We start from the raw sequence: 6,740 nt of genomic DNA, 5'->3' as shown, positions 1-6,740 counted from the left end.
AGCCTTCATTAGCTTCAGCTCGGCATCATCAGGATGCTGGCTGATGTAGCGCTCGAGCACGGCTTGTGCCTTCTCAGGCTGCTCTCGAGAGACCAACAGACGCACCAAGAACAGCTGCGGCTCAGTCCAGTCCGGTCGCAGTGCCGCCGCACGCTCGGCAAGCTCCGCCGCGGTCTCATCCTCACCAGCCGCTGCAGCAAGGGTGGCCAGCGCGAACTGGGCATCGGGATCGGCGCCGGCATCCAACATGGCGACCAGCTCGCGCATCATCGCTAAGCGGTCGCTCGGCTCAGGCAGTCGGCCCAGGATCTGCGCGGCCTGCATATAGCCCTGACCCGGAACGCCTCCGAGCTCGATCACGCGCTGCAATGACGCCAAAGCCGTCGCGCGCTCACCGGACTCCAGCGCCAGGAACGCCGACAGCTGATGTGCCTTAGGCGCATCGGGCTCCAGCTCGACCCAGAGGTCGAGCGCCTGACGCGCGGCCTCCGGTCGCTCGGCATTCAAGGCCGAGCGCACCGCGCGCTCAGCAAGGCTCGCCTCCGCTGCCAGCTCCGCTGCGCTTAGGAAATGCTCGTAGGCGCCCTCGTAATCGTCGCGCTGAAGCGCAATCTCGGCGACCAATGCGGCATAAACCAGCTCAGCCGTTAGCTCCTTGGGGGGCAGCTCCTGGCGGATCAAGTCTTGGGAGATCAACTCCTGGGACTGCTTTGAGTCAGGCGCCGCATCCGTCACGGCCTCAGCGTCCGGCGCAGCCGTCGAGCTTGCCTCGGAAGCGGTTGGCTTCCCGTCGACTGGACCAGCCGGACCAGGCTGATCGGCGTTGCTTGCGCCGGCGACCAGAGTGAGCAGCAAGAGCGTGAGCGAGAGAGGGCGTGTTCGATAGCGCATAGACAGGTGCAGGCAGATGGTTGACCGCGATCAGCCGGATATGTGTTTCGATCGCAGTATACTCATGCAGTTCCTATCGCGGAAAGCAACCAATCGCGGCCCCAACGCACCGCCATCGCCGTTGCGCGGAGCGGGGTACATGCAGACAACCGGCTAAGCCCTTCGATCCCGCCATGCCACTGATCGTACTCGGACTCAACCATAAAACGGCGCCTGTCGACATCCGTGAGCGCCTGACCTTCGGCCCCGATGTCATCGTCGCTGCCCTGCGCACCCTGCTCGAGCAAAGCCCCGCCGATGAGGCCATCATCCTCTCGACCTGCAACCGTACCGAGATCTATTGCGCCGCCGACACGCGCGATCTCGAAGCCCCGGTGCGCAACTGGCTAGGCAGCTTTCACGGCATCGAGCCGCAGCTGTTCGGACAGCACCTCTACATCCACAAAGACCGTGACGCCGTCAACCATCTGTTTAGGGTCGCCTGCGGTCTCGACTCGATGGTGCTCGGCGAACCGCAGATCCTGGGCCAGGTCAAGGCTGCCTTCAAGACCGCCTGCGAGGGCGGCAGCAGTGGCCGTTTGCTCGGACGCCTCTTCCAGTGCACCTTCGCGGTCGCAAAACAGGTGCGCACCGATACCGCCATCGGCAGCAGCCCGGTTTCGGTCGCCTTCGCCGCGGTGAGCCTAGCCCGGCAGATCTTCAGTGACCTCTCCAAGCAGACCGCGCTGTTGATCGGCGCTGGTGAGACCGTCGAGCTCGCCGCCCGTCATCTGCACCAGCACGGGATCGGTCGCATCATCGTCGCCAACCGGACTGTCGATCGCGCCCATCGGCTCGCGGTTCAGTTCGACGGTTACGCGATCTCGCTGACCGAGCTGGCCAGCCACCTGCCCGAGGCCGACATCGTCGTCTCCTCGACCGCCAGCCCGTTGCCGGTGCTTGGCAAGGGCACCGTCGAGCGCGCGCTCAAGCAGCGTCGACATCGACCCATGTTCATGGTCGACATCGCGGTGCCGCGCGACATCGAGCCCGAGGTCGGACAGCTGCGCGATGTCTATCTCTATACCGTCGACGATCTGCAGGGCGTGGTTGATGAAGGCATGCGCTCGCGCAACCATGCCGCCGAGCAGGCGGTCGAGATCATCGACCTACACTGCACCGAATTCATGGCCTGGGTGCGCTCGCTGGACGCCGTCTCTCTCATCCAGGATTACCGTGCGCGCGCCGAATGCATTCGCGACGAGGCCGTCTCACGAGCCGCCCGCCAGTTGGCCGCGGGCAAGCCTCCTCAGGAGGTCATGCGCCACCTCGCCCACCTACTCACCAACAAGCTCTTGCATGAGCCCAGCGTGCGCCTGCGCCAGGCCGGTCGCGAGGGGCAATCGGAGCTACTGGACGCGGCCAACGAGCTGTTCCAGCTGTCGCAGGCTCAAGATAGCGGTCACTGATGAACCCATCCATTCGCGGCAAGCTGGATCGGCTTGCCGAGCGCTTCGCCGAGATCACCGCTCTATTGGCCGAGCCCGAGGTCCAGTCAGACCAAAACCGGTTTCGTAATCTCGGCCGCGAGTACGCGCAGCTGGAGCCGGTCATCGACTGCTGGCAGCGCTACCTTGACCTCGAGACCGAGATCGAATCCGCACAGGAGATGCTCGCCGACAAGGAGATGGCCGAGCTCGCGCGCGAGGAGCTGAACGCCGCCGAGCAGCAGCGTGAGCAGCTCGAGCCCGAGCTCAACCAGCTGCTGATCCCGCCCGACCCAAACGATCATCGCAATATCTATCTCGAGGTGCGCGCCGGCACCGGCGGTGCGGAGGCGGCCCTGTTCGCCGGGGACCTGCTGCGCATGTATCTGCGCTATGGGGAGCTCCAAGGCTGGCGCCACGAGATCATCAGCGCCAGCGAGGGTGAGATGGGCGGCTACAAAGAGGTTGCGGTCCGCATCAGCGGCAGCGGCGTCTATTCACGGCTCAAGTTCGAGTCGGGCGCCCATCGCGTCCAGCGGGTGCCCGAGACCGAATCCCAGGGCCGCATCCATACCTCGGCCTGCACCGTCGCCATCCTACCCGAGGTCGATTCAGTCGATGAGATCAACGTCGACCCGAACGACCTGCGCGTCGACACCTACCGCGCCTCTGGTGCCGGTGGCCAGCACGTCAATAAGACCGACTCCGCCGTGCGCCTGACCCACCTGCCGAGCGGCATCGTTGTCGAATGCCAGGATGAGCGCTCACAGCACAAGAACCGCGCCAAGGCACTGGCCTTGCTGCAGGCCAAGCTGCTATCCGCCGCGCAAGACGAGCAGACCGCCGAGCAGAGTGCCTCACGCCGCCTTCAGGTCGGCAGCGGCGACCGCTCCGAGCGCATCCGAACCTACAATTTCCCGCAGAACCGACTCACCGATCATCGCATCAACCTGACCCTCTATAAGCTCGATGAGGTGATGATGGGTAATCTGGAGCAGGTTGTTGAGCCGCTGCAGCGCGAGCACCAGGCGGATCTGCTCGCCGAGCTGACCACGGCCTGAGCTGATCGGCTCTGACACCCCCCTCACTGCGTTATTCAGCTGCCAGTCCGACATTGCGAGGTCTTGCTGGCATGAGTGCACCGCAACCCTGTATTCACGAGCTTCGCCGCTCTGCACGCATGCGCCTGGCCGCCAGCGGCCACAGCAGCGCGGCGCTCGAAGCCGATCTGCTGCTAAGCGCAGTCACGGGACTTGCGCGCAGCCAGTTGATCGCCAGGTCAGACGCGCGCTTGAGCAGACTCCTCCCCCGTCCCGAAACCGAAACCCTAGTCGAGCAGGCACTCGACAGCCTGCCGGCAAGTGCCGCATTGCGCGTTGCCGACCTCGGCACCGGCAGTGGGGCCATCGCCGCAGCCCTGGCTCATGAGCGTCCCGAGTGGAGCCTGATCGGTATCGAGCGCGATGCCGAGGCACTCGCGGTCGCGGCACTCAATGTTGAGCAGCTTCGGCTCAACAATCTCGACCTTGTGCATGGCGACTGGTCGAGCGCCCTGGCCACGGCCTCTGTTGACGCCATCCTCAGCAACCCACCCTATGTTCGTCACGACGACCGACATCTCACCCAAGGGGATCTGCGCTTCGAGCCAGCTGCCGCTCTGGTGTCCGGCGAGGATGGTCTTGATGCGATTCGCTGCATCATTGCCGATGCGCCGCGCTGCCTGAGGCCTGGCGGTCTGCTCGCGATCGAGCATGGCTGGGATCAAGGCCCTAGTCTGCGCGGGCTGATGCAGGCGCGGGGACTCAAGTCGATTGAGACCCTAAGCGATCTCGCTGGCCGGGAGCGCGTGACCCGGGCACGCTATGCGCATCAGAACAACCAACACCTTGATCAGCGACCAATGACTTAAGCATACTCTCGCTATGGAAACACCCGATCCCGACCGCATCAAACAACGCCAGGTCCATTTTCGCGACCTACACCCAGAGCGCAACGACGCCCAGACCGCGGCAACCTTCCTTGCGGACGTCGACGGCGTGCTGCGTGCCGAGCCTGCGTCGCCAATCGTCTTGGATCTGACCTACGATCTACACAGGACCTGTCTCGAAGAGATCGAAGGCGCACTCGCCGAGCTCGGTCTGCACCTTGACGGTGCACTGCTGTTCAGACTGAAGCGCTCGCTCTACTACTACACCGAAGGCACCTACCGTGAGAACCACGGCTATAGCCGCAGCGACACCAACTCCACCAAGCGCGTCTTCGCTCAGCGCTGGGAGAGCCTAGAGCATGGTTGCCGTGACCCACGTCCGGAGCATTGGCGTCGGTATCTCTAATGGGCCAACATTGGCGCTCTGACCCTGGGCTCTGACTCTTGGCGATCCGACGCGCGGCGGCTCGCTCTGACGCAGCACAACTTCGGGATAGGTCTAGCTCGCCTGATCGCCGCAAGGGAAGCGCCGCAGGATTCACTCCCTGCGGCCCCATTGCTCCCGATCGACGGCCAGTGACAGCATTAGCCAGGTCTTATATGATCGAACGATTGCCGAAAGCCAGCCGAGCCCCCAATGCGCTTTGACGTCAGCGACCGCGAGATCAAGAAGGCCAACATCCCGCACGAGATCTTCCTCACCAATCTGATTGGCAACCACATCCTGATGGCGGTGGCGGCTGGGGGTATTGCCGGCACCTTCCCTTGGGTGATGGCGATCATCCCGGCAATCTCCTTCTCGATCCTTGGCTTCACGCTCTGGCGCGCACGGCGCTCGGTTGGCCGTGATCCCTGGTATGTGATGTGCCACTGGCAGGTCTGCGCTCGGCGCAGCCGCATCTTCATCGGCATGCTGTCATTGCTGATGATCGCCATCGCGCTAGGCTGGGCCGGCCATGTCTATGGCGGCATGATGAAGGAGGCGGCGATCGCGCTGGTCGCTGGCGTAGGCATCCTGCCGGTCATGGTCACCGTACTGGTGCTGATCATCGTCGAGTCCGATGCCCTCTACAATGCCAGCCAAGCCAAGCTTCCGGTCTGGGTCGTCGAGCGCTTCCCGAACCCGGACGCGAAGCAAATCGACGAGTCGACGACGCAAGACGTTGGTCAAGCCCCCAGTTAGATCAGAGAATCTTAGATCAGGGACGCTTAGGTCAAGCGGGCACCTACGCCGTATCGGTTAATCCGCCGCGGCCTGCTCTTTCTCGACCAAGAAGTTCACGAGCTCGAACAGCTCGTCGCGGCCGCCGGCCTCGGTAACGTCGGTGATGTAGGTTCCATTAACGACGATTGCCGGCACGCCAGAGAGCTGATAACGACGCACCAGCTCGGCCGACTGCCGCACCTTCGCATCCACAGCAAATGACTGATAGGCGTCGCGAAAGGCCTCCTCATCAATGCCCTGCTCAGCGGCAAAGGCGATCAGCTGCTCATCGGTGAAGATCTTCCGTCGTTGCTCATGCAGCGCCTTGAACAGGGGCTCATGCAGCTTGTCCAGCTCGCCGAGCTGCTCAGCGGCAAAGTAGGCCTTGGCATGCGGAATCCAACGCATTGAGGCAGCCGCCGGCAAGCGCCGGAAGCTCACAGCATCCGGCTTATTCTCGAGCCAACGCTCAATGGCCGGCTCGAGCTGATAACAGTGCGGACAGCCGTACCAGAACAGCTCCAGGACCTCGACATCATCTCCTGGCTCCAAGCGCTTAGGCTCAGCCACGCGCTTGTACTCGATCCCTTCATCAAAGCTGACCGCTGCCAGTGCCGAGCCTCCTCCCAGGCTAAGCAGTGCAGCTGTGCAGACGAAAGCAACGAGCAAGAGCGGATGCTGCAGACGTCGGTTGATCTTGGCTCGCAAAGACATGACTCCTCCAATCAGTTTACATTCTCATTGGTCTTGGGTTCAGCCGACGACCGCCGCCGGCGTCAGCAGGTAATCGACCACCAGGCCAACGAACACGGCCATGCCGAAGTAATTGTTGTTGAGGAAGGCTTCGAAACAGGGCCCAGGCTCGCGGTTGCTGATCAGCCACTGCTGGTAGATGGAGAGTCCGGCAGCAACCGCAAGGCCGATGAAGAAGACCAGGCCGCGTCCGGCTTGCAGACCGACCCAGACCAGGATCAGTAGCATCAGGAGCTGCAGCATGCCGACGATGAGCCGATCCCAGCGCCCGAACAGGATCGCACTCGACTTGATCCCAATCTTCAGGTCGTCGTCGCGGTCGACCATCGCGTATTCGGTGTCATAGATCAGCGCCCAGATCACGGTCGCGACGAACAGCACCCAGGCATAGAGCGGGATGCTCTCCTGAATCGCGGTAAAGGCCATCGGCACCGCCCAGCCGAAGGCCGCCGCCAAAAACAGCTGCGGGACAGGGGTATCGCGCTTCATGAAGGGATAG

At 63.1% G+C, this 6,740-nt stretch carries 8 protein-coding genes; 5 read left to right on the top strand and 3 right to left on the bottom strand.

Features of this window, described 5'->3' with window-relative positions; all coding sequences use genetic code 11:
• A partial coding sequence (locus tag ACY693_RS12630; protein ID WP_462322183.1) for a tetratricopeptide repeat protein occupies positions 1–855 on the bottom strand: 855 nt, incomplete at its 3' end.
• Positions 856–1,064: 209 nt separating this feature from the next.
• Between ACY693_RS12630 and hemA the strand changes: the two genes are divergently transcribed.
• The 5 genes from hemA to ACY693_RS12605 all read left to right on the top strand — a co-directional run bounded on the left by hemA (position 1,065) and on the right by ACY693_RS12605 (position 5,467).
• The gene (gene hemA / locus ACY693_RS12625; protein ID WP_462322182.1) at positions 1,065–2,339 is read left to right on the top strand and encodes a glutamyl-tRNA reductase; all 1,275 of its coding nucleotides are present in this window, start codon (positions 1,065–1,067) and stop codon (positions 2,337–2,339) included.
• A complete protein-coding gene (gene prfA, locus ACY693_RS12620; protein WP_462322181.1) occupies positions 2,339–3,418 on the top strand; it encodes a peptide chain release factor 1 in 1,080 nt (359 codons plus the stop codon). Before hemA ends, prfA begins: the two co-directional genes overlap by 1 nt.
• A gap of 71 nt (positions 3,419–3,489) precedes the next feature.
• Positions 3,490–4,266 carry a peptide chain release factor N(5)-glutamine methyltransferase gene (gene prmC, locus ACY693_RS12615; RefSeq protein ID WP_462322180.1) on the top strand — a complete coding sequence of 259 codons (777 nt, stop codon included), beginning with the start codon at positions 3,490–3,492 and terminating at the stop codon, positions 4,264–4,266.
• A 13-nt stretch (positions 4,267–4,279) separates the two neighbouring features.
• Positions 4,280–4,690, top strand: coding sequence for a hypothetical protein (locus tag ACY693_RS12610; RefSeq protein ID WP_462322179.1), 411 nt, complete (start codon positions 4,280–4,282; stop codon positions 4,688–4,690).
• 231 nt (positions 4,691–4,921) lie between these two features.
• Positions 4,922–5,467 carry a hypothetical protein gene (locus tag ACY693_RS12605; protein WP_462322178.1) on the top strand — a complete coding sequence of 182 codons (546 nt, stop codon included), beginning with the start codon at positions 4,922–4,924 and terminating at the stop codon, positions 5,465–5,467.
• A 57-nt stretch (positions 5,468–5,524) separates the two neighbouring features.
• Here ACY693_RS12605 and ACY693_RS12600 read toward each other — a convergent pair whose 3' ends face one another.
• Both ACY693_RS12600 and ACY693_RS12595 read right to left on the bottom strand, forming a co-directional pair.
• Entirely contained in the window at positions 5,525–6,202 is a 678-nt protein-coding gene (locus ACY693_RS12600; protein ID WP_462322177.1) for a thiol:disulfide interchange protein DsbA/DsbL, read from the bottom strand.
• A gap of 39 nt (positions 6,203–6,241) precedes the next feature.
• The coding region (locus ACY693_RS12595; protein WP_462322176.1) for a UbiA family prenyltransferase at positions 6,242–6,740 on the bottom strand (499 nt) is incomplete at its 5' end.

It is taken from the genome of Halochromatium sp., assembly GCF_054919635.1.
The sequence above is the reverse complement of the archived record's forward strand: the minus strand, read 5'-3'. Positions and strand labels throughout refer to the sequence as shown.